At 49.9% G+C, this 26,506-nt stretch carries 22 protein-coding genes and 1 tRNA gene; 5 read left to right on the forward strand and 18 right to left on the reverse strand.

Annotated features, from left to right (window positions below; translation table 11 throughout):
• Window positions 1-1,443 precede the first annotated feature (1,443 nt).
• Window positions 1,444-1,806 carry a hypothetical protein gene (locus tag FHS90_RS21325; protein WP_182514499.1) on the reverse strand — a complete coding sequence of 121 codons (363 nt, stop codon included), beginning with the start codon at window positions 1,804-1,806 and terminating at the stop codon, window positions 1,444-1,446.
• 251 nt (window positions 1,807-2,057) lie between these two features.
• On the opposite strand from FHS90_RS21325, the gene FHS90_RS21330 reads away from it, so the two are divergent.
• Both FHS90_RS21330 and FHS90_RS21335 read left to right on the forward strand, forming a co-directional pair.
• Window positions 2,058-2,140: transfer RNA gene (locus tag FHS90_RS21330), tRNA-Leu, on the forward strand.
• 380 nt (window positions 2,141-2,520) lie between these two features.
• Window positions 2,521-2,940, forward strand: a complete 420-nt coding sequence (locus FHS90_RS21335; RefSeq protein WP_074987994.1) for a response regulator — start codon at window positions 2,521-2,523, stop codon at window positions 2,938-2,940.
• A gap of 163 nt (window positions 2,941-3,103) precedes the next feature.
• On the opposite strand, the gene FHS90_RS21340 is transcribed toward FHS90_RS21335, so the two are convergent.
• From FHS90_RS21340 to FHS90_RS21365, 6 genes are all read right to left on the reverse strand, one after another.
• Window positions 3,104-3,502 (reverse strand): response regulator, encoded by a 399-nt coding sequence (locus FHS90_RS21340; protein ID WP_066837668.1) that lies wholly within the window; start codon window positions 3,500-3,502, stop codon window positions 3,104-3,106.
• A gap of 356 nt (window positions 3,503-3,858) precedes the next feature.
• Complete coding sequence (locus FHS90_RS21345; protein ID WP_182514500.1) at window positions 3,859-5,418, reverse strand: NFACT RNA binding domain-containing protein; 1,560 nt, start codon at window positions 5,416-5,418, stop codon at window positions 3,859-3,861.
• Between the two features lie 3 nt (window positions 5,419-5,421).
• Complete coding sequence (locus FHS90_RS21350) at window positions 5,422-6,183, reverse strand: MBL fold metallo-hydrolase (RefSeq protein WP_182514501.1); 762 nt, start codon at window positions 6,181-6,183, stop codon at window positions 5,422-5,424.
• Window positions 6,180-6,458, reverse strand: coding sequence for a hypothetical protein (locus tag FHS90_RS21355; RefSeq protein WP_066837680.1), 279 nt, complete (start codon window positions 6,456-6,458; stop codon window positions 6,180-6,182). The genes FHS90_RS21350 and FHS90_RS21355 overlap by 4 nt, the downstream gene beginning before the upstream one ends.
• Before the next feature lie 31 nt (window positions 6,459-6,489).
• A complete protein-coding gene (locus tag FHS90_RS21360) occupies window positions 6,490-6,867 on the reverse strand; it encodes a response regulator (protein ID WP_066837682.1) in 378 nt (125 codons plus the stop codon).
• A 2-nt stretch (window positions 6,868-6,869) separates the two neighbouring features.
• Window positions 6,870-12,125, reverse strand: coding sequence for a PAS domain S-box protein (locus FHS90_RS21365; RefSeq protein ID WP_182514502.1), 5,256 nt, complete (start codon window positions 12,123-12,125; stop codon window positions 6,870-6,872).
• Between the two features lie 167 nt (window positions 12,126-12,292).
• On the opposite strand from FHS90_RS21365, the gene FHS90_RS21370 reads away from it, so the two are divergent.
• The gene (locus tag FHS90_RS21370) at window positions 12,293-13,378 is read left to right on the forward strand and encodes a glycosyltransferase (protein ID WP_182514503.1); all 1,086 of its coding nucleotides are present in this window, start codon (window positions 12,293-12,295) and stop codon (window positions 13,376-13,378) included.
• Window positions 13,375-14,310 (forward strand): tRNA (adenosine(37)-N6)-dimethylallyltransferase MiaA, encoded by a 936-nt coding sequence (gene miaA, locus FHS90_RS21375; RefSeq protein WP_220483131.1) that lies wholly within the window; start codon window positions 13,375-13,377, stop codon window positions 14,308-14,310. Before FHS90_RS21370 ends, miaA begins: the two co-directional genes overlap by 4 nt.
• A gap of 693 nt (window positions 14,311-15,003) precedes the next feature.
• Here miaA and pfkA read toward each other — a convergent pair.
• Entirely contained in the window at window positions 15,004-15,975 is a 972-nt protein-coding gene (gene pfkA / locus FHS90_RS21380; RefSeq protein WP_066837688.1) for a 6-phosphofructokinase, read from the reverse strand.
• A 300-nt stretch (window positions 15,976-16,275) separates the two neighbouring features.
• On the opposite strand from pfkA, the gene FHS90_RS21385 reads away from it, so the two are divergent.
• Window positions 16,276-16,707: a tellurite resistance TerB family protein gene (locus tag FHS90_RS21385; RefSeq protein WP_182514504.1), complete on the forward strand. Its 432-nt coding sequence runs from the start codon at window positions 16,276-16,278 to the stop codon at window positions 16,705-16,707.
• A gap of 13 nt (window positions 16,708-16,720) precedes the next feature.
• Here the strand turns inward: FHS90_RS21385 and FHS90_RS21390 are convergent, their stop codons facing one another.
• The 10 genes from FHS90_RS21390 to bcp form a co-directional block, all read right to left on the reverse strand.
• Window positions 16,721-17,350 carry a hypothetical protein gene (locus tag FHS90_RS21390; protein WP_182514505.1) on the reverse strand — a complete coding sequence of 210 codons (630 nt, stop codon included), beginning with the start codon at window positions 17,348-17,350 and terminating at the stop codon, window positions 16,721-16,723.
• A gap of 95 nt (window positions 17,351-17,445) precedes the next feature.
• Window positions 17,446-19,215, reverse strand: coding sequence for an SLC13 family permease (locus FHS90_RS21395; RefSeq protein WP_066837696.1), 1,770 nt, complete (start codon window positions 19,213-19,215; stop codon window positions 17,446-17,448).
• Between the two features lie 170 nt (window positions 19,216-19,385).
• Complete coding sequence (locus tag FHS90_RS21400) at window positions 19,386-20,579, reverse strand: aspartate aminotransferase family protein (RefSeq protein WP_182514506.1); 1,194 nt, start codon at window positions 20,577-20,579, stop codon at window positions 19,386-19,388.
• A gap of 338 nt (window positions 20,580-20,917) precedes the next feature.
• Window positions 20,918-21,370: a Spy/CpxP family protein refolding chaperone gene (locus tag FHS90_RS21405; RefSeq protein ID WP_082893736.1), complete on the reverse strand. Its 453-nt coding sequence runs from the start codon at window positions 21,368-21,370 to the stop codon at window positions 20,918-20,920.
• A gap of 1 nt (window position 21,371) precedes the next feature.
• Window positions 21,372-21,824, reverse strand: a complete 453-nt coding sequence (locus tag FHS90_RS21410) for a hypothetical protein (RefSeq protein WP_066837702.1) — start codon at window positions 21,822-21,824, stop codon at window positions 21,372-21,374.
• Between the two features lie 38 nt (window positions 21,825-21,862).
• Window positions 21,863-22,402 carry an RNA polymerase sigma factor gene (locus tag FHS90_RS21415; protein ID WP_066837705.1) on the reverse strand — a complete coding sequence of 180 codons (540 nt, stop codon included), beginning with the start codon at window positions 22,400-22,402 and terminating at the stop codon, window positions 21,863-21,865.
• Window positions 22,403-22,652: 250 nt separating this feature from the next.
• Window positions 22,653-23,609: a transketolase family protein gene (locus FHS90_RS21420; RefSeq protein ID WP_182514507.1), complete on the reverse strand. Its 957-nt coding sequence runs from the start codon at window positions 23,607-23,609 to the stop codon at window positions 22,653-22,655.
• A 2-nt stretch (window positions 23,610-23,611) separates the two neighbouring features.
• Window positions 23,612-25,003 carry a vWA domain-containing protein gene (locus FHS90_RS21425; RefSeq protein WP_182514508.1) on the reverse strand — a complete coding sequence of 464 codons (1,392 nt, stop codon included), beginning with the start codon at window positions 25,001-25,003 and terminating at the stop codon, window positions 23,612-23,614.
• A gap of 45 nt (window positions 25,004-25,048) precedes the next feature.
• Window positions 25,049-25,909: a transketolase gene (locus FHS90_RS21430; RefSeq protein ID WP_182514509.1), complete on the reverse strand. Its 861-nt coding sequence runs from the start codon at window positions 25,907-25,909 to the stop codon at window positions 25,049-25,051.
• Between the two features lie 127 nt (window positions 25,910-26,036).
• Window positions 26,037-26,483 carry a thioredoxin-dependent thiol peroxidase gene (gene bcp, locus FHS90_RS21435; RefSeq protein WP_182514510.1) on the reverse strand — a complete coding sequence of 149 codons (447 nt, stop codon included), beginning with the start codon at window positions 26,481-26,483 and terminating at the stop codon, window positions 26,037-26,039.
• Window positions 26,484-26,506: the final 23 nt, after the last annotated feature.

The raw sequence follows: 26,506 nt of genomic DNA on the forward strand, positions 1-26,506 counted from the left end.
TCGCTTCCATTGAGTTAGGGCTTGGTGAGAAATGTTGTCGCAAACACTTTTACCTCCCTAATTCTTTGGAAGTTATTAAACTCTAAACAGCTTCAATTTATAGGGTAATTCACCTATTACTAAATGATCAAAATTTTAGCAACGGGGGCAGTTTGTGCTGGCAACCTCCACAAAGAGGGAAGAGGCACCACGCAGGGGGGTGAAAAAGGTAGTTGAAGTTGAGTTTGGGTAGATTATTAGAACGCATTGATTAAAAACCATTTATGTGATGGTATTTATGATTATGGTTTAATAACGCCAAGGCAATTTGTAGAACTTGCGCTATGTACTCTGAAGGATTGAAGCTTGACCTTGATTTGGGCTAAAACGCAGGATGCAGGGGAAGCAACGTTGGAGAAGTTGTAGTTGCATTAAAAGAGATACGAGAAGAATCTGGTAATGTTTTCAACCATTTTTCCGGAAATGATTTTTTTGCAGCTGTGATGAATTTCCGCGTCTCGCCATTAACCAAGGAAGCTGTTTGGAGCTTTTCCCTTTTTCTAACATGATGGATCGTGACTGACCTTGGCATGGTGAACGCGTACGCATGTGTCAGCGTTTTGGAGCTGTTTTCCTAAAAACAGCCCGGAAACAGAAGCTTGCTTCTGCTGAAGGCACAAGCGGGCGCATGCGCCATATCCTGAATAAAAAACGCTAAACAGCTTCATGGCCTATCACTGTACTTTGCTTTATTTTCTAAAATAGAAACTGACAGCTATTTAGCAGTAATCATTAAGCAGTGTTGTTGAATAGATGTTAACTCTTATGCCAGGCGAGTAGCGGAAAGAAAGTCTGTATGGAAAGTGAGACTTACAAGGAAACAATTTATAATGCCTGGTCCTATTAATGGAATATGTAGCTCAGGTTGTTGGGCTAATTTTACTGGTCTTGTTAAAATAAAAGTAAGTATAACTTTTAAATAAGAAAAGTAAGAGCTAAACTGAGTATATTTAAACTAAGGAGTTAAGATAGTTAATGAGTGGAAATAGATTCTGTATGCAATGAAATATGACAGTATATTGCTGCCTATAAACCGCTGCCTTATTCTTGTGGTAAAATCTGTTTGTTAGGTTAAAACAAAATATTCTTTGTTTTGTTAAGTTGTTTTTTGTCCAGTTGATTATTTGTTTATCACTGTAATATTATATTAATTTTAATTAAATGGTTGAATAGCTCATTCAGTAAATGTATTGAAATATCAACAATGGGTTGTTCTGTAGAAATAGGAAAAATAATAAAGGTTAATTGTTGATACTAAGTTTGTATTTAGATTTTATAACTGATGCTAATTTTTTTTATTATTGAACTGTTGAGTTATTATAACTATAGCACTTATTTGTTTCTATTTAAAGATAGTGACTTTAATCATGTTGACTATTACATCGTGTCAATATAAGCTACTTTTTATTTGGAGGAGATGAAGTTTAAACTTGAAAGGTCAAAATTGTGCTTATAATATTTAGAGGCGGCCTTCTTAGGAAGTACTGCAATAATAGCCTTGTCACATTCATTCTGAAGTTGCGCTATTACTTCTTTTAAAAGGAGTGGGTCATCTGAATATTGTTTAATGACTTCATTTGACTTAGTAATGCGAGCATCTAAGATGGCTTTGATTTTGATATAATGCATTTCAGAGAGCTCCAATTTGTTAAGCATTTCCCTTGCGATGGTTTCTGATCTGGTGTCGGGCGTTTGAGGCGACTGGGAAAAACAAAGCGATTTAGAGAATAACAGAAATAATATGGGTAAAAAGAATCTTGGTTTCATATGTTGGTATTCCTATATCATGAGTAATATTTAAATTTATCTATGATATGTTCTAATAGTTGGCATTTTCGATGGACTGTCTTTTTTGAACGTTGAAAAGCGTGCTTTCCAAGTTGAAACATCTAAATATCTAGATATAATTATTTTTTATTAGAAAAAGCAGAAAATCTCCCATCTACTTGCACAGGTAAAAGAGATCAGATAAATTTGCGTCAGATTTTAAGAGGAACACCTTTCAATCTGTAAGCCATGCGCACGTGGTGAAACTGGTAGACACGCCATCTTGAGGGGGTGGTGCCCTACGGGTGTGGGAGTTCGAATCTCCCCGCGCGCACAAGCAAGCAAAAGCGGCATATCTGTAAAAGATATGCCGCTTTTTTATTTGCCCTAATAGGGCACTAGTTGGTGGGCACCTATGGCAATTCTTGAGGAGGGAGAGGTGGCTTCCATTTGAACCTGTCATCGGGTAGCTTGCTTCTCAATTGCTAAATGAAAAGTCTGTTCTGTTTTTGGTCTATTTTCTTAAAAACAGGCCAAAAACAGAAGCCCCTCTTAGCCGTGCTGATTCCTCTTGCTTGATCAGGTATGTATGAGGGAGCTGCTGATTTGTTTAGAATGGCAGGAGTGACAGGTTTTGAGGGGTGTGGCTCCCTTTTCCCAACCACAAACCGCTCTATCCGTATTTTCCTCAATACCATACCCCAAGTCTGCGCCATGAGGAAGTTGGAATCAATATTATTGGTGGATGATGACCCCACCTCGCTGTTCATTGCAAAGAACATTGTAAAGCGACACCAGGTGGCCGAAAGAATCTTTGCTGCCCACAGTGGGGTAGAGGCTATTCAACTTCTCAGGAGTGCCTGTGGCAAGGGGCAGGATTCGATCATTTGCCCTACGCTGGTGATGGTAGATGTAAGGATGCCAGACATGGATGGGTTTCAATTTGTAGAGGCTATGAGAGCCCTTACAGCCCCCATAGTGCCTGTGGTAGCCATGCTCTCTTCCCATGACTATGATCGGGATAAAAAGAAGGCGAAACATCTGGGGATTGAGGCGTTTCTGCAAAAGCCGCTCACGGGTGAATCGTTCAGAGAATTCCTGCTAAGCGCTGGCCTTACTTCGGGTATTAAATAACTGAAATTGATCAGACGGGGCAACCATAATTTGTGAACGCCTGTCCTCTAAATCCAGAAGGGGAGCCATAAGACAATTTGAACGGGTAGGTACCCTGGCGGTGGAAGGAATGGTGTCTAATTATGACGGTACACTTACCAGCTTGTACCTTCTATAGCTGCCACTATGGCTTCTTGAGGGCCAGTTGAAGAATTTGTTGCATTGACTCCTGGGTGATGGGTTTCTGGAAGAAACCATCGGCCCCTGAATGAAGGATGGATTGCTGTTCCTTTTTGCAGAGGGACGAAGTAAGGACCACCACCTTGGGGCAAGGGGAAAGTTGTAGCTTTTTCATCTCCACCAGAAACTCTAGTCCATCCATAAGGGGCATGTGGAGGTCCAGCAATATGAGGTGGGGGAGGCGGTTTGCTGGATGTTGCTGCAGTAGTAATTCTAAAGCGTCTTCACCGTTTTTTATTGTTTGAATAAGGCACCCTGGATGGCTACTCTTAATCTGCAGCTCTGCAATAAAACTAGCAACCTCATCGTCATCAATGATTAAAATCCGCTGTAAATCCTCCATGCGTAAAAGTACGGATGTGGAGGGGATAAATACTTATAAATTCAGTTGTTATTATTAAAATTTATTAAGAACTTTTTTTCCAGCTCTACTTTTGCTTCTGAATGGGTTAGGATTGGAAGGCAAACACAGCAGGAGGCTTGGATAGCCTCTGCACGGAGGGGTAAAATCTGCTACCTGGATAAGCAGACAAGCACACCTGTCAAGGTCCCATTGCCAATGGCCCTCCTTTTGATAACCCAAAGTAATAGGCGCTCCCATAAACAGAAGATCTGCTTCTCTTGTACGAAGGCAGAAGTCATAGAATTCCTGTTTCTGGGCTAGTTTCCGGAAAACAGGCCAAAAACAGAAAGGGCAGTTCAAGGAATTACCTTGAAAGGGTTTTGGGGCGTCACCAGGATCACTTTCTCCCGCTCTACTATGACTGAGCCCGGCGTGGCTCCCCTGGGCTTTCTAACATACTTCCTGGGGGTGTACAGAACAGGGCAGAGGGTGTCATTCTTCCGCTTTGAGTAGTAGGCGGCTACTTGGGCGGCAGTCTCTATCACCGGCATTGGGAAAGGCTGGCCGGCTTTGAGTTTAATCACCACATGGGAGCCGGGAACGTCTTTGGCATGGAGCCATAAATCATCTTTGTGCGTATGGTGCAGGGTAAGCTTGTCATTGGCCTTGGCATTCTTCCCTACTAGTATTTTGAATCCGTTTGTCTCAAATGTATGGAAAGGCAGCTCCTGCCCGGCGGGGAGGGGGACCACCGTGTTTTTTTTCAGGTATTGCCGCAGTTGCGGGGCGGAGGTGATTTCTTCCAGTTCCTTTAGTTGCCGACCTAGGCGCTCTACCTCCTGTTCCTTTTTTTCTGCCCTTGCCTGAAGTAGAGTAAGTTCTATCTGCTGGTTTTTGGCTTTCTTGTACAACCGTTCTGCCGTCTTTTGCGGGGTTTCAGTGGCGTGAAGCTTTATCTTACGGGTGGTGTCCTGGTAAAAGTCATACAGCTCCACCTCTGCGCTACCCTTGGGGATGTTGGTAAGGTTGGCCATAATGACATCTGCGGTTTGGGCGTACGGGGTGCCGTGGTGCCACGTTTCCAGCTGTTCCTGTATCTGCCACCAGATTTTCTGTGCCACCTCCAGCTGGCGCTGTAAAGACTTGTGTGCCGCCCCGTAATGCCTGCTGAAATACTCTTGTGCCCTGTACTGGGGAACAAAAGCATTAAGGGCTTCTAAGGGGTCTGTATATTTTTGCTGAATCTGCCCTACGGGTAACAGGGAGAAGCGAAGAACCTTGTCCAGGTAAGTGAGGTAGTAGGAGGGGGTTTCCAGCTGTGCCAGCATTTCCTGTACCAATTGCCATTGGGCCAGTGGTTGTTTTGCTTCTATCCCCATTTCCTGGAGGTAGAGTAGCGGGAGATCTCCCAGTGTAGGCAGCATTTTACCGAGCAGTTGTGGTTGTGCCAGAAACTGTTCCTGGGTCAAGTGCCAGTTCTGGTGCATTGCCCTATAGTCTAATTCCAGATCCTTGGCAAATTTCCGGTGGAATAGCGCCATGGGCTGATCCTGCTCAAATAGTATCACATTAGACCTGTTCCCGAAGAGTTTAAAGAGCAATACTTTCCCTTGGGTGAACTGAATAAAGAAGCTTCTTTCCTGCCGGTGCGCCTGCACCTCCAGCACCTGCTCTCCCCAGACAGATGTAAACAGGTCTACCGAGTTTTGCCTTGCCCTGTTAAACGTAGCAGGAAACTGGAGGCTGGAAAATGTGGAGGTCTGAATTGCCTTGATGAAAAACTCCTGCGCCCCGTTATGAAATGCCAATACCAGTTCATCTTTTTCCTGACTGAACACTGAGTGCAGGGAGAATCCTTTTAGTGTTTGTTCAAGCTTTTGGGCAAGTTGCCGTAAGAAGTAATAATTCTGATGCACTGGTTATAGGCTAAGGGTTAAGCCATCAAACGCAAGCCTGATGTGAGGGGGCAGTTCTGTTTCGATTTCCCTATGTAAACCCAGTAAATGGCTTATATGCGTCAAGTACGCTTGCTGCGGGGCCAGGTCTTCTAAGAGTGCCAGTGCTTCAGAGAGCGAAAAATGCGAGATATGCGGCTCTCTTCTGAGGGCGTTCACCACCACTACCTTTGAGCCTCTTACCTTCTCTTTTTCCTCCTCAGAAATGAAGTTGGCATCTGTGATGTAGGTGAAATCACCCACCCTGAAGCCAAATACCGGTATCTTGTGGTGCATGACCTGGATGGGGGTTACCTGTATGCCCTGTACCTCAAAAGGCTGGTTTGAGATTGGGTGCAGTTCTACCCGGGGTACCCCCGGGTAAGTGGCATTGGTGAAGATATAGCTGAACTCCTGCTGCAGCTGCCTCAGCACCCGCTCATCAGCATAGACGGGCATGTCTATGCGTTGCATGAAGTTAAAGGCCCTTATGTCATCCATGCCGGCGGTATGGTCTTTGTGCTCATGGGTGAACAGCAGGGCATCTACCCTTTTAATCCGTTCCCGCAAAACCTGCTGCCTGAAGTCTGGGCCAGAGTCAATGATTAGACTCTTGCCCTCTACCTCCAGATGCACAGAGACCCGTAACCGTTTGTCGCGGTAATCTAAGGAACGGCATACGTCACATTCACACCCAATCACGGGTACTCCCTGAGAGGTGCCTGTTCCTAAGAAAGTTACTTTCACGCAGCGGTAAGGGTTTGGTTTCTGATGGCCAGGAACAGTTCCTGGCTTTCTTCCCTGAGTTTCTCGGGCGCTATCTCAACTGCTTTCAAAATCTCAATGAGGCAATTGATTTTTCCCTCCAGCGGGAAGTATTTGTTTACAACCGCCACTTTCGTCTCCTTCAGGATACAGAACCCTGATTTAAACGTTCCTTTTTCGTAACGGAGCAGGTAATCAGACTCGGCAAAAATATCTTCTAACCGGCTCAGGAAGGGCCGGGTGTACTTTAATTGCATAGGGTGACTTTAAGCGATGGTGCCGGTGGAATTAGTGCACGTATTCTTTCACGGTTTGCACCAACATGTCAAAATCCAAAGGCTTAGGAAGGTACGCATTGATACCTGCTTCCTTGAACTGCTCCAGGGTGTAGTTGTTGGCATTACCCGTCACGGCAATGATAGGAATACCAGATATCTCAGGATTCTCACTGGAGCGGATCTCTTTGGTGCACTCCATCCCGTTTTTCACAGGAATGTTAAGGTCCATGAGAATGGCGTCAATTTTCTGCTCGTTCACTTTCTTGATAACCTCGCCACCGTTTTTGGCAGAAAGTACCTTATAGTTTTGAAGTTCAAGGATTTTCTTGGTAAGGTTCAGAATTACAGAGCTGTCTTCTGCAATTAATATGGTTTTAGTCTCTGCCATGGTTAGTTTGATAAAATTGTCTTTCTGTATTGGGCTTTAAAATTAGCAAAACTTGTCTCTAAATCAGAAAACGTTTGCGGTACACCCTCAATGTCGCCTTTTAGAATATCATGCTCCAGATTTTTTGCCAAAGTTGACACTATATTCAGTCCGAGCGTAGAGGCTGTCCCTTTAATTTGATGCAGTGTACTCAAAATACTGCTATAATGTTTTGCGGCTACGTCCTTTTTGGCCTCTTCCAGAAGAGGAAAGGTTTCTTCCTCAAAATCAATGTACAGCTGCAGGGCAAATTCATCTCCCCCAATACTGCGCAGCTGTTCTACTATCTCCATTTCCAGAAAAGGCTCCTCTTTTTCTTGTTCATCAGTTATGAGCGGAGCTATTTCCGCGTTTGACTCAGGCACTGCCTCCGTGGCATTCCCATACCACTTAACCAAGCGGTCATAGAGGTCAGTGATTTTTACCGGTTTTGAGATATAGTCGTCCAGCCCCTCTCTGATGAACTTCTCCGCATCATCTTTCATGGAATAGGCCGTCATGGCTACAATAGGGGGGCAGGAGGAGCCTAGCAGTTTTTTTAACTCTTTGGTGGCGGTCACGCCGTCCATTTCCGGCATCTGTATGTCCATGAAGATGAGGTCATATGGAGTAGCCACTGCTTTCTCAATGGCTTCAAACCCGTTAGATGCCACATCTGCATAGCAGCCCATGCGCTCCAACAGTTTAAGTGCTACCTTCTGGTTGATCTGGTTGTCATCTACCAACAGCAGGGTCGGCGAGGGGTTGAATTTCCCTATTTCTTCCAGTTCTTTTGAAGAGAGAAGCATTTCATTGATCTGGGTCACGTTGGTTGCTTCACGGCAGGTAATGGTAAACCAGAAGGTACTGCCTTTCCCCACTTCTGACTCCACCCCAATTTCACCCCCCAGCAGCTCACTGAGTTGTTTGGAAATGGCCAGGCCGAGGCCTGTACCCCCAAATGATTTGGAGGAGGAGTTGTCTAGCTGGGTAAAATTAGTGAAGAGGAGCCGTATGTCTTCTTCGCTGATGCCAATACCAGAGTCATTGACCCGGAACTGCAACAGGTGCTGGTCTCCCTCTGACTGCAGCCTTTTTACTTCAACACTCACAGCCCCTTCATTGGTGAACTTAATGGCATTGGAGGTGAGGTTGGAGAGGATCTGCAGCAGCCTGGTTTCATCTGTGACAATGTAACGTGGGGTGTCTTCAGAAATAAAGTAAGTAAACTCCAGGTCTTTCTGGTTGGCCCTGTTTGCAAAAAGGGAGTGTATTTTTTCTAGGGAGTAGTGTAAGTCAAGCCCCGTTTCGTTTATCTGCAGCTTGCCCGCCTGTATCTTTGAAAGGTCTAAAATATCATTTAAAATATCTAGCAGGGCATCTGATGATTTGCGGAGCGTATCTGTGTAATCCCGTTGCTCATCATTGGTGGCAGAATGGTGCAGGAGGTCAATCATGCCAATGATGCCGTTCATGGGAGTGCGCAGTTCATGGCTCATGTTGGCCAGAAACTGGTTTTTAGCTTGCAAAGAAGTCTCTGCCAGTTCTTTGGCTCTGATCAGTTCCCGCTGGGTGTTCTTTAGTTCGGTGATATCGCGGCATACTCCTTCAATAGCCACTGGTTCTGCCTCTGCGTTTAAGATAAGCCGTGAGTTGATCAATACCTGTATCTCTATTTCAAACTTAGTGCGCAGGGTGGTTTCAAAGTTCCTGACGCTTCTCTGTTCAAAAAGATGATGCAACAACTGCTCACGGTCCTCTGGGTATACATACAAGTCACGGGCATTCATCCCCATGGCCTCTGCCTGGGTATATCCCAGCATTTCCTGCACAGAGGGGCTCAGCAGCTGGAAGTCTCCCTCAATGTTGGTCTTGTAATACATGTCCTGGAATGACTCAAAGATCTGTCTGAACTTCTCTTCATTCTCTGCCAGGGCCAATTGAGAGATTTTCTTCTCGGTAATATCCAGCGCAATGGCAGAAACATCTTCAAAACTGCCATTCTCCAGGTAGATAGGGTTGAGCAAAATTTCAAGCCATTCACTGTTTCCCTCAGGCCGCTGTAGCTCAATCTCAAATTGTTGCGGCTCCCCAGAGAAAGCCTGCTCATACCTATCCTGCAGTAACCCATAGTACTCTGGAGACACAAACGTTTCTACCAAATAACTCAGTATGCTGCCAATGGCGGGTGTCTTGCCAGCCCAGGTATGGATTTCGTTAGAGAAGTTCTGGTTAAAAGAGGTAAGCTTATATTGCCGGTTAAGTGACCACATCAGGTGGCTTCCGCTCTCAAAGATGGCTTTTAAGCGTGCATTCTGAATGGTAATCTGCTCTTCGTTCCGTTTGCGTTCAATGGCCAGCGCCACCTGGTTGGAGATAAAATGCAGAATCTCAATATCTGTCTGCACATAGGCCTCCGGGTTTTTGTAATCGCGTACGGCAATCACCCCAATAATGCGCTCCCCAATGGAGAGGGGCGAGGAAAGCATTACTTCTGGCACCACCCCGTTGACTTCAATTTTCCCTTCTTCCACCAAAGCCATGAAATCTTCTTTGGTGGCATACAGGGGTTTGCCGGTCTTGATCACATACTCCGTCATGCCCAGCGAGAAAGGCCTGGGCGCGGCGGGCACCGTAGATAACTGATCTACATAGTACACAAAGTTGATGGTGTTCTTCTCTTCATCAAACAGGGCAATGTAGAAGTTGTGGGTCTCAATAATCTTGCTCAGCTCCCGGTGGATGGCACTGTACAAAGACGGCAAATCTTTGGAGCTGATGGCCAGGTTGGCAATGCTGTAATACACCTTCTGCAGGCGCTCTGCCTTGATGCGGTCTGTGATGTCATGGAGAATGGCCCGCGTGGCAATGGGCTTCCCATCCTGCCAGCTGCAGTTGATACTCCCTATCAAGTGAATGGGCTTGCCGCTTTTGGTCAGAAAGACGGTTTCAATCTTATTGACATCTTCGCCTTTGTAGAGGTTACGAAGCTGGTAGATCAACTTGGCCTTATAGTAAGGGTGAACAATGTCATTGAGGGTGAGGTTCTCAATATCATAGTCATTGTACCCCAGCTTTTCTTTCCAGGCCCGGTTAACAAAGATGAATTTGTTGTCTGTAGAAATGTTCTGGATGAGGTCATGGGCATTGTCAAAGAGGTCTTGCAGACGTATTTTATTGTCTTTCAAGGCTTCCATGGCAATGCGTTTGTCGGTCATGTCCTTGCCAACGCCGGTAATGCCTACTACTTTCCCTTCGGCATCCATCTCAAACATGATGTTCCAGCGCAGGATCTTGGTAGACTGTGACTTGGTGAGCAGGTCCCATTCATAGTAGCTGCGCAACGACTGGCTCTGCAACGCCTTCTGGATTTCCTGAATGCGGGTTCCCCGCTCAGGTTCAGGCACAAACAGTTCATAATAGTTCTGACCAATGACTTCCTCCCGCTTATAGCCGGTATACTGCAGGAAATAATCATTGACATAGACAATACGCAGGTCCAGGTCAAGGCTCACATAGGCCAGGTTCACCTGGCTGAGGAAGGAGCGGAACTGCTGCATGGATTCCCGTAGAACCTCCTGCCGGCGCACCAGTGCCTGTGCCTCTTTGCGCTGGGTGATGTCCCGCAGAATACACTGCACAAAAGAAACCCCATCCAGTTGAATAGCGCTGAAGCTGATTTCACTATCTACCACACTGCCATCAGGCTTCTCTAAGCGCCACTCCAGCGTCTGCGGAATGCCTTCCAGCAGGGTGCTGTCAATCATTTGGAGCGCTTTCTCTACTGAGGATGTCCCGTCTGCCTGAAGCGCCGGGGAAAAATCTGCTATTCTCTTGCCCAGAATGTCTCTTTTGTCACAGTCAAGCAACACCGAGGCCTGAAAGTTACAGTCAGCTATCTGGGTTTGGTTCAGCAGGAAAATAGCGTCATTTGAGGACTCAAAGAGGGTTTTGTACTTCCCTTCAGAATAATGTAGCTCCTGACGCAGTTCAAAACGGGAGAGGTAGGAGCTGATTTCAAACCCTACATAGTTGATGAATTCTGTAAGGGTGCTGGTGATGAGCTGGGCTTCCTCTACCAGAAGTATAATCACCGCCAGGTAATTCTTTTCAGTGCTTACCGGCATGGCCACCACTTCCCTTTTCTGGAACAGGTGCTGAAAGTTGCGGGAGATGCTCAGGATGGAGCGGTTCCTGCCCTTGTTTTCCAGCTGGGCCAAAAACTCGGGTTTCAAGGCCAAAATGCTCTGCTCCTGCAGGAGGTGAGAGTCCTTACCCTTGTTTTTGATCAACTGCACCATGCGGTTGGTGGGCTGAAATACGTAGACACCGCCGCCAGAAATGGTGGGGCGGGTCAGCAGTGCATCTAAGGTGGCCGCTAGTACATCTTCTGCGGTTTTCAGGTTTGAAAAGTTGGGGAGCAGCTTAGATACAAACTCCTGTTGGTCCTGACGCAACCTGCCAGCCTCACTGCTGCCTTTTGCGTCTTCAATGGGGCGCGCAGTGCCAAGCACCACCTCCTGCCCAAAATATTTTCCGCACCTGAAAGAAAGGAGTACGGGGAGCAGCGTTTCGGCTTTGTCTTTGAACCACCAGTCAAACCGCTGGGTTTTACCTTCGCACGCTTTCTGAATCCTTTTCTTGAAAGCCATTTTCTCTGATGGGTTCAGGTCAAAGGCTTCAAAGACACTTTTACCTACCAGTTCTCCCTTTTCAAACTGAATGAGCCCCAGTGCTTCTTTGTTAATGTCAATGAAAATCCCTTTTTTGTCAAGAATAAACAGGGGTTCATTGCTGTCTTCAAAGAGGGTGCGGTAACTGGACTCTGAGGCATACATATCGCCCACGGGCATGACTTCAGCAGAGGCTGACCTAACGGCCAGGTAGAGCAGCTCATGGCCGTCTTGCTGCACCAGGCTTGATTTGAAATAAAACAATTCACTGCCCAGGTTCTTCTCCTTGGGCTGGAAAAAACCGCTGATGTTCTTGCGGTTACGCAGCAGCCGTACATTCTTCTCAAACGTAGGCAGGTATTTCTCATCTAAGAGTTGCTTAATGTTCAGGTGCTCCGGAAAATCCTGCCCTTTGAAGAAAAACTCCCGGGTCTGGCTGTTCACCTTGAGCAATTCACCCTCTGGGGTGCAGACAAACATGAGTTTCCTGCTACCGCTCACGTGCTCGGCCAAATCAATTAATCGTTCTGCCGCTGCTACCTTTGCTTCTCTTTCTGCAGATGTCATAGTGTTTGTCATACGTTGCCTTTGAACCAGGTGATGTCCATTGCCTGTGAAACGGCTATGGCTCTTGGAAAGAAATCACCTATTTTAGCAAAAATAACTTAAAAACATCGTTTTTCTAGGGGCAGTATCTATAAGTGTGCCCCCTCTTTACCGGGCTCTTCACCACCATGGGCAAAAGCATTGTCTTGACCGTCACAACTGACCTTAACCATGACCAGCGCATGCTGCGCATTGCCGGCACGCTGGCCAGTGCCGGGTTTGTGGTGACGCTGCTGGGGAGGGAGCTTCCCGGCTCTAAGCCACTGGTAGGCCAGCACTTTCAACAGGTGAGGCTCAGGTGCCGCTTGGCTAAAGGCCCCTTCTTTTACTTGGAGTTTAACCTGCGCCTGATCCTGTGGTTTCTCTGGAACAGGTTTGAAATCTACGGCGGCGTTGATGCTGACACGGCCCTGGCCGGCGTCTTGACTGCGTGGTGGCGCCGCCAACCTTTTGTCTATGACGCCCATGAGTTGTTCCCAGAGTTGCCGGAGGTGGTCAACAGGCCCCCAGTGAAAGCCGTGTGGGCTTGGGTGGAGAAGCTGGCTTTCTCCCGTGCCAGCCTGGCCTATACGGTCAGCGGTTCACTGGTAGAGTACTTCCAGCAGCGGTACCGGCGGCGGGTGCACCTCATCCGGAACATGCCGTTCCGGCAGCCGGGCGTGCAGGAGCCGGGGCAGCCCGTTTACTTCATTTACCAGGGTGCCCTCAATGTGGGCAGAGGGCTGGAAGCCACCCTGGAGGCCATGCAAGACGTGCCGGCACAGCTGGTTATTTGTGGCGATGGGCCGTTGCTGCCAGCCCTGCAGGAAAGGGTTCAACAGCTGAACCTTTCCCGCAAAGTCATCTTCAAAGGAAATGTAGCGCCAGCTAGCCTGGCCCAGATCACCCAACAGGCGTATGCGGGCATTATGCTGTTAGAAAACCAGGGCCTCAGCTACTACTACTCCCTGGCCAACAAGTTTTTTGATTATGTGCAGGCCGGTATTCCGCAGATATGCATTCCTTTCCCTGAATATGAGCGGCTCAACACTGAATGGGAGGTTGCCCTCTTGACAAACAATAACCCAGAAGACATCAGAAAAAGCATGCTGGCCCTGCTGGAGGGGAGGGAGACGTACCAGCGCCTCCGGCATAACTGTCTGCGGGCCCGGCAGGAGTGGGTATGGGAGAAAGAGGCGGAGAGATTAGTACATTTGTACAAAGAATTAGCATGATGGCGTCTCGGTTTTTAGTGATAGTAGTGGGCCCCACCGCGGTGGGGAAAACTGATTTCTGTGTGCAGCTGGCCAAAGAGTATCAGACCCAGATCCTGTCTATGGATTCACGGCAGTTCTTTAGGGAGTTGAGCATTGGTACGGCCAAACCCTCAAAAGAGGAACAGGGCGGAGTGCCCCACCATTTCATTGACAGCCATTCCATTCAGGAGGAGTATAACGCCGGAGCCTTCGCCCTAGATGCGCGCCTGCTTCTCCAGCGCCTTTTCCGGCAACACCCGGTTGTCATTGCCACGGGCGGTTCCGGCCTGTACGTGCGGGCCCTGTGCGAGGGGCTGGACGAGATGCCGGACATTTTGCCCGGCATAAGGGAAAGCTTAACCCAACGGTTGGAACAGGACGGTTTGCCAGCCTTGGTAGCGCAGCTCAGGGAATTGGATCCTGTGTATGCCCGGCAAGTAGATGTACAGAACCCGCAGCGGGTGATTAGGGGGCTGGAAGTGTGCCTGAGCAGCGGGCAACCCTATTCTTCGTTCAGGAAAAAAGCCTTGGCAACTGCAAGGGATTTCCAGATCATCAAGATTGGCCTCACCCGTGACCGCGAAGAGCTGTACCGCCGCATTGACCACCGCATGGACCTTATGCTGGCGCAGGGGCTGCTGGACGAGGTAAAGAGCGTACTGCCTTTCAGGAATCACCAGGCGCTCCAGACGGTTGGGTACACCGAGCTCTTTCATTACCTGGACGGCGACTACGACTTTGCTGAGGCGGTTAGGTTGCTCAAGCGGAACAGCCGCCGTTACGCTAAACGCCAGATGACCTGGTTTAACCGGGACCCCGAAATCCAATGGTTCCACCCAGACCAGCTGGCCGACGTGCTGGCGTGGGTGCAACAGAAAATAGAGGGAGAGGCAGGAAGATCCATTTCATAATTCCTGTTTCCGGGCTGTTTTTCTGAAAATAGCCCGGAAACAGACTTTTCTGTCTGTAGGAATAAGGGCTGTTCAATTACGCAGCGCATTACTTTCTAACAGGTGGAACCTGCTTTCTTACCTACCTGCTATAGTTCCAGGGTTCTGCACGGGCAGGACCTCCCTCTGTTTTTGGCCTGTTTTCAAGAAAACAGGCCAAAAACAGGACAGATGCTTCAAGCATTCTATTGAGGGGTAGCTTCTGGCTTCTTGTCAGCGAATCCCATAGGTAAACCACCTGCCTCCGTTCCTTAAACCGCAGTTTTTGCTTAACCACTCCTTCGCCGGGCGTTGGCTTTGGGGCGCTTTTCTACAAAATCAAAGGGGTAAGACTCTTTAGAAGGAAGGAACTCCTGCCTTAGTATAAGTGTCTGCTTTGCGTTTTCGGGCTGTTTTCAGAAAAACAGTCCGAAAACGCAAAGCAGCTGAACAACTCAACGAGAGGGCATGCCTGACGGGATGATCCTTTTTTAAGACCGTTGGTACTTTGTTCCCATGGGCGGGAAACAATTGACACAGTGCGGGAGCCGCCGCAAGAGCAGGAGTGGACTAACGCTGGTTGCCAGGCTCAAAAGTATTCCTGTTTTGGGGCTGTTTTTCTGAAAACAGCCCCAAAACAGGAATGGTAACGGCAAGCCTACCCTGAAATGCTGACTACACGCTAAGTACGTGCACCAGCTTCAGGAAACTTTCACTGATGGGCTTCTTCTTGGTGATGGTGTCATGGAAAGGAGTGTAGGCTATCTCACCGTTGATCACACCCACCATCTCATTGGTGCGGCCGGCTAAAAGGCCCTCCACTGCGCCCATGCCCATTTGGCTGCTGAGCAGGCGGTCGGCGGCTGTTGGGGTGCCACCGCGCTGTACGTGCCCAATAATGGTTACCTTGGCATCCATCTGCGGCAGCGCCTGCTTCACCTTGGCGGCTATCTCTGAGGCACCGCCTTCGTCGTCGCCTTCGGCCACAATGATAATGAACGAGGTTTTAGAGCGGCGCCAGCCCTGCTGTAGTGTTTCAATCACTTCTGGCAGTGACGTGATGGTTTCTGGGATCATCACCATTTCGGCCCCGCCGCCAATGGCGCAGGGGAGGGCAATGTACCCGGAGTCACGCCCCATCACCTCCACAAAAAACACGCGCTCATGGCTGTCTGCCGTGTCCCTGATTTTGTCAATGGCGTCCAGGGCGGTGTTGACCGCGGTGTCATAGCCAATGGTATAATCTGTGCCAAACAGGTCATTGTCAATGGTGCCGGGGCAGCCAATGATGGGAATGCCGTACTCTTTGTGGAAGATCTCAGCTCCGGTAAAGGTACCGTTCCCGCCAATGGCCACAATGCCTTCAATCCCAAACTTGGTGATCTGCTCAAAGGCTTTTTTGCGGCCTTCGGGCGTCTGGAACTCCATGCTGCGGGCAGATTTGAGAATAGTGCCGCCTTTCTGGATGATGTTGCTGACAGAATGGGAGAACAGGCGGTAAATCTCGCCCTGAATCATTCCGTTATATCCTCGGCCAATGCCGTAAACTTCTAATTTGTGATATACTGCTGTCCGGACCACCGCCCGGATGCAAGCATTCATACCCGGGGCATCACCCCCAGATGTAAATACAGCTATTTTTTTCATGTACAAACCTATACTTGAGCCACCAAAGTACGGGATAAACGTACAATTCTCAAGTATTTGCCCAAGAAGGAGAAGGTTTTTCACCGCTAAGCACCCTGCTGTAAAAGGGGAGGGAAGCCTTCTGAATTATGAAAAAGAGCGTGTGGGGTATGATATTTAAATAAATCAACAGTTTTCAAGATTTGACGTAGCTTATATTTATAATTTTCGTAAATTATTAGGTGAAGTTGAAGCTGCGCAATTTCTGTGCAATGTGTAGGCAACGGCCGTTATACCATCACCCTTACAGACCCTTTACCTATGTTTTCTATTTTTGAGAGCGAAGAAACCAAAAGGCTCAAAACCCACATCATCAACCTGGGCACGCTGGCAAAGATTGACGGGCACCTTGACTCAGCTGAAATGGAGCACATCATCTCTATTGGGGAGCGCAAAGGAATGCGGCCGCAGGAGGTGAAAAATCTGCTGTCTTCGTGTGAGAATATCAAAATGACCATGCCGAACAATGATCTGGACCGGTTTGACCAGATTTATGACCTGGTGGAGATGATGCTGGCAGACGGGATTGTAGATGACAGCGAAATGGATTTCTGTATTGAGATAGCCACCAAGATGGGTTTCAGAAAATCTGTGGTGGGTATTCTGATCAAGAAAATCACTACGGGCGTGAAAGACGGGCTGGACAGGGATGAGATCAAAGCCGAGGCCATCAGTTTTCTGGAGTTACAGTAACGGGCGTAAAAGGCTAATCTGCGGGTTTATACCGTTGAAAAGCACCTTTCTCAAATACATACGTCACGGCTGAGTTTTCTGTGCCCACGGTGATGCCCTCCCGGGGAAGGCTTTTGCTGCTGGCACTTTCATTGGGTTTGCCGTCTTTCCGGGCCAGGGAAAGATACCTAAGGCTTCTTTTTTTTCCTTCAATTGGCGTGAGTGGGTGTTTCTCCAGAAGATACTCTTCCAGCTCATTGGCATTCTTGCCGCTGAGAAAGGCATAGATGAAAGCTGAATCCCGCTCTACAATCTGTACCGCATAATCCTGCTTTGCATCACCGTTAAAATCTGCCTCCAGGTAATAAGGACCCTGTTCCCCTTGGGGAATGCGCTGCGCATCCTGTTCTGTGAGGGTGGGGTATTGCCAGAGGCCGTGGGTACGGTCTAAGCTCACCTCCAGCAGGGCGGGGAGTTGCTGTTTTACATCTAGCGGGACATGAGAGGAGATGTGGGTGCCGTCTTTCCGGGCGTTGCCAACAGAGTCTGCGGTATTTTCCAGCGCCGGTTCTGCCGCAGCGGGCGAGTCTGGCAGGCCTCCATGGTTGGTTTGGGGTTTGCAGCTTATGAGGGCAATCAATACAACACAGGCTAACCTATACATCTTTCTCTCCTTTGGTTTCCTTTTTGTACGGTGACACCTGGCCGCAGTTTTGGCGGTTGCTGTTTTAGGCCTGTTTTTAGCAAAACAGGCCTAAACTAGTTATTCATAGTCAGTGGCCAGAAGACCGGCACCAGGAACAGAATCAGGATGATCAGGAGAAGGGTGAGCCCAGACCCTATTTTGAGGAAGTCGCGGAACGAATATTTACCCGGGCCATACACCAGAATACAGGACGGTTCAAAAGGTGTGATCAGCGACACAGACGCAGAGAGCATGATGGCAATGGCAAAGGTACGGGGGTTGGCGTCTATCTGGGCGGCGGTTTGCAGGGCCACCGGCAACACCACCAGCGCGGCGGCCGCATTAGACATGGGTTGGGTCAGAAAGACGGTAAGCAAAATAAAGCCAGCCAGAATGGTGAGCACCCCAAACGGTTCCAGCAGTTGCACAATCCAGTGGGCCAGAAACTTGTCTGCCCCGGAGTTGGCCATGGCCATCCCAAAGGCCGTCATCCCCCCAATCAGAATAAGCAGGCGCCAGTCAATTACCTGATACGCCCGGTCTGTTGAGATGCACTTGAAGAGAATGCTCATCACGGCGGCTCCCAGAAAGGAGGTAGACAGCGGCAGAACACCGGTACTCCCAATGATGATGGCTAAGATGAAGAAAGCCAGGGTCAGGATCCCTTTCCGTTCTTTGAACAGCACCGGCTTAAACTCATCCAGCACGGCCAGGTGCTGGTTCATTTTTAAGTACTCCAGGCGTTCAGCAGAGCCTTGCACCAGAAGCAGATCCCCTAACTGCAGCTGTACATCCCCAATTTTGGTCCTGATGGTTTCGCCCTGCCGGGAGACCGCCAGCACCACCAGCCCAAACCGGCGCAGGAACTCAATTTCCCTGATGCTGCGCTTGAGCAGGTCAGACTTTCCCGTAATCAGGATTTCCGCCAGCCTGATGTCACCCCCCACCAGGTCGTCTTCCACAATGACATCGGCCAGAATCTGGATGCCTTTGGTTTCTTTTACTTTGATAAGGTCATCCATTTCTCCTTCTACCAGCAGTACATCATTGGCTCTGATGCGGGTGCGGTAGTCGGGCAGAAAGTTCTCTTTGCTCCTGATGATGTTCAGGATTCTGAACCCCATTTTTGAAAGGTCAGACGCAAAGGCAATCTGGCCAATGAGCGGTGATTCATCCTGTACCAGAATCTCAGTCAGGTAGGTTTTGATATTATAGCGGGTAGTGAGGCCCTGGGTGGTGCCGGCCGGAAGCATTTTATTCCCAATGGTCATCATATACACAATGCCCACGGCGAAAACAATTATTCCTATCCCAGAAAATTCAAAGAAACCAAACGGCTCAAACCCCGCTTTGGCCATGTAGCCGCTTACCGCCACATTGGTAGAGGTGCCAATGAGGGTACAGGTGCCGCCCAGAATAGATGCGTACGCCAGGGGCATGAGGTATTTTGAACTGCTGGTCTGCATCTTTTTGGCTACCCCTACAATGGGGGTGACAAAAAGGGCGGTAACGGTGGTGTTGTTCATGAAAGCCGAAATCAACCCCGGTACAATCATTATGAAAAGCAGAAGCATGGTTGGCCGGTGACCAGTGTGGCGCATGAGCCAGTTCACCAGAAAGTCAAGCACACCAGTGTCCTCCAGGGCCGCGCTCAGTACAAAAATTGAAGCCAGAATGACAATAAAATCACTGCTGAAACCTGCATACGCTTCTTCTGGGGTGATGATCTTGGTGCAGGTGAGTACAATGAGCAGGATCAGGGTAATTACATCAACAGAGAGTTTCTCAGACGCAAAAAGGCCGATAGCAACCAACAGCAGAACTAAGACAAGGGCAATCTCCATAGTGGTGGCGCGAAGGTTATGTACAGGTGCTTACGGGGTACGCAGAAATAACGGATTGAAGGGGCCAGGTGCTTTTTCAATTCGTGTCTTGTACTCTAGGTACGCCCAAAAGGTTGACCTGTTCAGTGTCTAGTTTCTAACTAATTGGCTGTCATGGCCTATAAAGCTCCCTATGGGTGCACCTGCTCATGAATAGCTGCCAATACCAGGTCACAGGCCTCCTCAATTTCTGCCATAGTAATGGTAAGCGGTGGGGCTATTCTCATGGAGTTGTCACAGAACAGAAACCAGTCAGTCAGGACTCCTTTTAATAGGGCACTGTCAATCACTGACTTTAAAGTAGCAAAAGAATCAAACTCTACCGCCATCATCAGCCCCAGGTGTCTGAATTCTTTGATGGCGGGGTGGGTTAACCGCTGTTGGAAGCGTGCAGCCTTTTCTGCCACCTGCGCCAGCAGCCCTTCTTCCTGAATGATCTGCAAGGTGGCCAGGGAGGCGGCGCAGGAAACCGGGTGTCCGCCAAAAGTGGTGATGTGCCCCAGCATTGGGTCATTCTTGAGCGAGTGCATAATCTCCCGGCGGGAAATGAACGCCCCTATGGGCATGCCGCCGCCCATGCCTTTGGCACAGGTGAGAATATCTGGAATAACCCCAAACTGCTCAAACGCCCAGAAGGTGCCGGTTCGGCCAAAGCCGCTCTGGATTTCGTCTAGAATTAGCAAGGTACCGGTCTCTGAGCATCTCTGCCTCAGGTTTTGCAGATACGCCCGCGAGGGAACCCGTACCCCGGCTTCGCCCTGAACCGTTTCCAGAATAACAGCCGCCGTGCGGGTGGTAATCAGTTCTAAGTCAGGCGCATGGTTGTGTCTGATGTGCCGAACGTCTGGCAGCAGGGGCCTGAACGCCCGTTTGAAACTCTCTGACCCGTTGAGTGAAAGCGAGCCCTGGGTAGAGCCATGGTAGGCGTTCTCAAAAGCGATGAGTTCAGTACGGCCGGTAAAACGTTTGGCCAGTTTACAGGCACCCTCTACGGCCTCACTCCCCGAGGACACAAAATACACATTGTCTAACCCGGCGGGCAGGGTCTGCGCCAGCGCGTGGGCCAGCTGGGCGGGAGGCGCCTGTACAATCTCCCCATAGACCATGAGGTGCAGGTACTTGTCCAGCTGTTGTTGTATGGCCTGGATGACCTTGGGGTGCCGGTGCCCCACATTGCTCACGCCAATGCCCGAGATCAGGTCAAGGTACCGTTCCCTGTTGGGGCCGTACATATACACCCCTTCGGCTTTCTCTACCTCCAGCAAAAGCGGGAAATCAGTGGTTTGGGCCTGGTGTTGTAAGAAGAGCTGGCGCGGAGAAAGCATGGCAGTAAGATCAGTTTGTGGTACAAAGGTACGTACATTGCCTTGATTTTCCCTTTTAAAGGAAGCGCCGACAGCCAGAGAAGATGGGGGCAGACGGCGAGAAGACCTGTTTTAGGCCTGTTTTTCTGAAAACAGGCCTAAAACAGGTGTGTACTAGCCAAAGGCGCAGCAATTGTACCTCCAAAAAAATGACCTTGCCGTTGCCTTATGCTGTTGTGAGGACGCTATAGAAGAACCCTTTTCTCCCCGTTTTTTTCTGGAATAGCAACATGCAAGCAAGCTCTAAAGCAGAAAAGGGAGGCCACGGCCTCCCTTTTCTGCTTTGTTCTGCTAGTAACTTATTTCTTAGCGGTTTGCAGGCGCTCCAGCAGCAGTTTGGTGAACTCCCGCTCTGACCGGTGCAGGAGTGCCAGCTGCTTGGGCGAGATCACCCGCAGGTAGCGGTCCATGTACTCCTTGTCCAGGTCCAGCTCCCGTTGGCGGTACACCAGCCGGTTCTCCAGGCCTTCCCGTATCTGCTCATCAGTAAGCGAAGCCAGGCTCTCTTCCCTGAACGTGCGGGACCTTTTACGCAGATCCTGCTTCTTGGCGTCTAACTCATTGTACAGTGGCCAAAAGCGCTGCGCCTGCTCCTGAGTAAGGCTCAGTTTCTCTGTGATAAAAGCAATTTTGGCATTCTCTATCTTCTCCAGACGGTCCTTGCGGTCATCTGTGTCTTTCCTGGTCTGTGCTTGCACCAATGTGCCCCAAAACAGAAACACCAACACGTAAATACAACTCTTTAACTTCATGCTATTCGTAAGATTGGGGTAAACTCTCGTCCTGCAACACCTCCATGGCGGCATCTACGGGCACGTCTTCTGGCGAGACTTCTATAAACTCCAGCGCCTGCGGCGGATTCAACGTGGCAACTTCGGCCAGCTGGGCTGTCTCCAGGTCCACTTTGGTGAGCAGGTAATGGGTTATGTCCTGATCTGTCACCTGCGCCAGACTTTGCCCCGGTGAAGCGGTGGTAAAGTCAAAATACTGGGGCACAAAGAAGGCCAGGAGAAACACCACCGCCATCACGGCCCCTGCCGTCAGGGTCCGGAACTGCCTGAACCACGCCACAGGGGTGACCGTCTCTGGTAAAGCAGGGGAGACCCGCTGCATAACCTGCGTAGGCAACTTGTCAAAGTAGCCTTCAGGCACCGTGAACGGGTGCTGCCGGGGGAGGTCTTCCAGATTAAACTTATTTTCCTTCATAACTATCTGCCTGTTAGATGCCGTGAATTCCCCATGGTTTAATGGTTCTTCAGATAATCTTCTATTTTTTTTACCGCAATGTGGTATGATGCCTTTAACGCCCCCACTGAGGTGCCCAGAATTTCTGACATCTCCTCATATTTCATGTCATCATAGTACTTCATGTTGAAGACCAGCCGCTGCTTGTCTGGCAGACGCAAAAGCGCTTTTTGGAGTTTCAGCTGAACCTCATCACCAGAAAGATCATCTGAGGTGTCTAGTTTCTCAGCCAGTTCTGCGGCCACGTCATGCAGGGGGAGGAAGAATCTCTTTTTCTTCGCGTTCAGGAAATTAAGGCATTCATTGGTGGCAATACGGTAAATCCAGGTGTACAGCTGGGCATCTTGTCTGAAGTTTTCCAGATGGGACCATACTTTCACAAACACCTCCTGGGTGAGGTCATCTGCGTCATCATGGTCAATCACCATCTTGCGCACATGCCAATAGACTTTCTGCTGGTACTTGCGCACCAGTTGGTTAAAGGCTAAGTTGCGGGAGTCTGCCCTCCTGAACTTTTCTAAAATATCCTTGTCTTCCAACAGAAAGTATGACCGTTAAGGTTTGTTAGTTTTAAACGCAGGGGTGACCCCTGGTGCCCTTTTTCTGTTTTAGGCCTGATTTTTTAAAAACAGGCCTAAAACAGAAAAAGGGGGGTGGCTGCCTGTGCCAGGTTTTGGGGAAAGTACTCCGGGAACTCTTCTTCTCTACTTGTAAAACAGAGAAAGGCTGCCAAGTAAATGGTCAGCCTTTCACCGGGTAACATTTCTGTTAACGCGTGCTGAGCACCATTTATTTCTTTCTAGCCATTACCCGCTTTACGGCTTCCACAATACTGCCTTCATTGAGGCCATATTTCTCCATGAGCTGCTCAGGGGTTCCGCTTTCGCCAAAGGTGTCTTGCACCGCCACAAACTCCTGCGGGGTGGGCAGTTCCTGCGCCAGCACCCGGGCAACTGATTCACCCAGGCCGCCCAGGTAGTTATGCTCTTCAGCGGTGACCACACAACCAGTCTTGCGTACAGATGCTAAGATGGCCTCAGCGTCTAAAGGTTTAATGGTGTGGATATTTATAATTTCGGCATCAATGCCTTGCTCTGCCAGCATCTTGCCCGCCAGAATGGCCTTCCAAACCAGGTGACCGGTGGCCAGAATGGTCACGTCTTTGCCTTCGTTCAGCATCAGGGCCTTGCCAATTTCAAATTTCTGGTCAGCTGGGGTGAAGTTAGGCACCACCGGGCGCCCAAAGCGCAGGTACACCGGGCCGTGGTGATCAGCTATGGCAATGGTGGCGGCTTTGGTCTGGTTGAAGTCACATGGGTTGATCACGGTCATGTGCGGCAGCATTTTCATCATGCCAATGTCTTCCAGTATCTGATGCGTGGCCCCGTCTTCACCCAGGGTTAAACCGGCATGGGAGGCGCAGATCTTCACGTTTTTACCGGAATATGCCACAGACTGCCGGATCTGGTCATAGACCCGGCCCGTGGAGAAGTTGGCGAAGGTGCCCGTAAACGGAATTTTCCCGCCAATGGTCATACCCGCCGCCAGGCCAATCATGTTGGCTTCGGCAATGCCCACCTGGAAGAAGCGCTCCGGGTTTTCTTTGATAAAGTCACCCATTTTCAGAGAACCCACCAGGTCAGCGCAAAGGGCAACTACGTTAGGGTTGGTGCGGCCAAGTTCCAGAAGTCCGGCCCCAAAGCCAGAGCGGGTATCTTTTGATTCAGTATAAGGGAAATCCTTCATGGTTAGTTAAAGAGTTTAACAGTAGTAGTCAAATTTGATTTAATGGTAAAATCCTTCACATCTGTGAACTGGCTGCCGCTGGCACTTTTCATCCTGAACACGATCCGGTAACGGCCCGGCTGCAAAGGTAAACTTATTTTGGAACTGCCCTCAGGCAGGGTGTGCACCCAGCGCTGCGAGCCGTCCTGTTCCAGAACGTACAGGGACCCAAAGCCCTGCAGGTCCTGCGCCACACTCAGCACGCCCGGCGGGGCAAACTGTACCGTAGTGGCCTGTCCCGGTTTAATGGTCACCGTCTGCCTGATGCGCGGCATGGTCAGCAGCTCCACTTCATAGGTGCCGGCCAGCAGTTTCTGCTGGCTGGGGAAGCGCTGGGTATGCAATAGGGCCGCGCTGCCTTTCTCCCGCACCAGCGCCAGCATAGACCCGTACGAGGTGGGGGCGTCTTGCCGGAGGTACAAATATCCCTGCGGCGCCCGCACCCGGAAAATATTGTGCTGCCCGGGCTTGATGTTCAGATTTCTGAGCTCCACCGCGGGCAGGGTGTTCACCACCAGGTCATAGCTCAGCAGGGCGTCAATGTCCAGCACATCGGGCTTGCCCGCCTTGTCCAGGAAATGCACAAAGTTGTATTCGGCCTGCCCTGTCACGTTGTTGACGAAGGTAAGGTTCACATTGGTCTCCACCGGCCGGCCGGCGTCATCTGTCAATTCTACAGACACCGTGGTTTTCTTTAAGGCAATGCTCACCACGTTGTCCAGCACCTGCTGAAATGTTTTGATGTCAGCGGCATTGTAGTATTGGCCCATGCACCCAAACTGCTGCGCGTAGCCCGGGTCATCCCCCAGCCCAATGATGAAGGGCTTCAGGAACACCCTTTTCTTCTGCAGGGCCAGCGACGTGGCGCAGGGGTCACCGCCGCAACTCTCCAACCCGTCTGTGATAATGATGATCACGTTGCGGGTGTTCTCCTCCTCCGGGAAATCATTGGCCGATTGGGCCAGTGAGTAGGTGAGGGGCGTGTTGCCTTTGGGGACAATCTGCTGCAGCTTCTTCTTGACGTTCTCAGAATTATGCGGCGCAAACGGTACCTCCAGCTTGGTGTCTTTGCAGTTCTTCTGGGCTACGGTGCTTTGGTGGCCGTACACGCGCAGGGCAATCTCCAGGTTCTTATATGAATCAAGGGAGTCTGCCATGCGGGCCAGCATGGTCTTGGCCACCTGCCAGCGCTGGCTTTCCTCCCACTTGGCTAGCATGCTCCCGGAGGCGTCCAGGAGAAACAGCAACCGCGTCTTCTTGGGCGGCGGTTGTTTGTTCTGGGCAGCGGCAGGAGTGGCTGTGCCCCATAGCAGGAGACAGAGAAGCCAGAGACCAACCGTGTGCGCCAGATTCATATGCTGTGGAAAGTTAGGCTGGTGCGCAGGCACCAGCCCAATAGATTAATAGTCGTTGAGGGTTTCTTTGAGTTGCAACAGCGCCTCTTGCAGCTGGGCATCATTAGGGGCCACGCCGTGCCACTTGTGGGAGCCCATCATGAAGTCTACGCCAAAGCCCATCTGGGTATTCATGAGAATACAGATAGGCTGGCCCTGGCCGGTAAGGGTTTTGGCCTCTTCCAGCACGGGCAGCAGTTGGTCAAAATCATTGCCATTGTCTGTGTGCAGCACTTTCCAGCCGAAGGACTCAAACTTGTCCCGCAGGTTGCCCAGGCTCATCACCGCGTCTACCGGACCGTCAATCTGCTGGCCGTTGTAGTCTACCGTCCAGATCACGTTGTCTACTTTGTGGTGGGCGGCGTACATGGCGGCTTCCCATACCTGGCCTTCCTCCAGCTCGCCGTCGCCGGTGAGCACGTACACCAGCCTGTCATCTCCGTTCAGTTTTTTCACCTGGGCTGCGCCAATGGCAACCGACGGGCCCTGGCCCAAGGAACCAGAGGCAACCCTGATGCCCGGCAACCCCTCATGGGTGGTGGGGTGACCCTGCAGGCGGGAATTGAGCTTACGGAAAGTGGCCAGCTCGCTCACCTCAAAATAGCCGGAGCGGGCCAGCACGCTGTAGAACACCGGGGAGATGTGCCCGTTAGACAGGAAGAACAGGTCTTCGCCCACGCCGTCCATGTTAAAAGGCTGGGGCGTGTGGGTCATCTGCTTAAAGTACAGAGACACCAGAAACTCGGTGCAGCCCAGTGACCCGCCCGGGTGGCCAGAGTTCACGGCGTGTACCATGCGCACAATGTCACGGCGCACTTGGTGCGCTACATTCAGCAGTTGTTCAGTGTCGTAGTTGAAAGGGTTCATTCTATTGGTTTGAAGATTAGACTGGTTTACAAATGGAGGAGTGTGTGTTTCTGTTTTGGGGCTGTTTTGGAGAAAACAGGCCCAAAACAGGAATGGCTGCCTTCTCACGGGAGCGGCAGCCATAGGGTTATTTCAGCAGCTGTTCAGCGTGCTTTTTGGTGTCAACTTTGGTGATAATCTCAGAGATCCTGCCTTCCTCATCTACCACAAAGGTGTAGCGCAGGGTGCCCATGTATTTGCGGCCGTACATGCTTTTCTCCTGCCACACGCCGTACTTTTCTACTATGTCTTTTTCAGTATCAGCCAGGAGCGGGAAGGGCAGGTTGTACTTGTCAATAAACTTGCGGTGTTTCTTCTCGTCATCTACACTCACACCTAGCACCACAAATCCCTTGGCCAGCAGGGCCTCATAGTTGTCTCTGAGGCTACAGGCCTGCGCGGTACAACCGGGGGTGTCATCTTTGGGGTAGAAGTACAGAACTACTTTTTTGCCTTTGAAGTCACTCAGCTTTACGGTATTCCCGTCCTGGTCTCTGGCTTCAAAATCTGGGGCGGCCTGGCCTACTTCAAGCATGGTTTTATTAGTTGTTTGTTGAT

The sequence above is a fragment of the Rufibacter ruber genome, assembly GCF_014138425.1.
In the GTDB taxonomy this organism is placed as follows: Bacteria; Bacteroidota; Bacteroidia; order Cytophagales; family Hymenobacteraceae; genus Nibribacter; species Nibribacter ruber_C.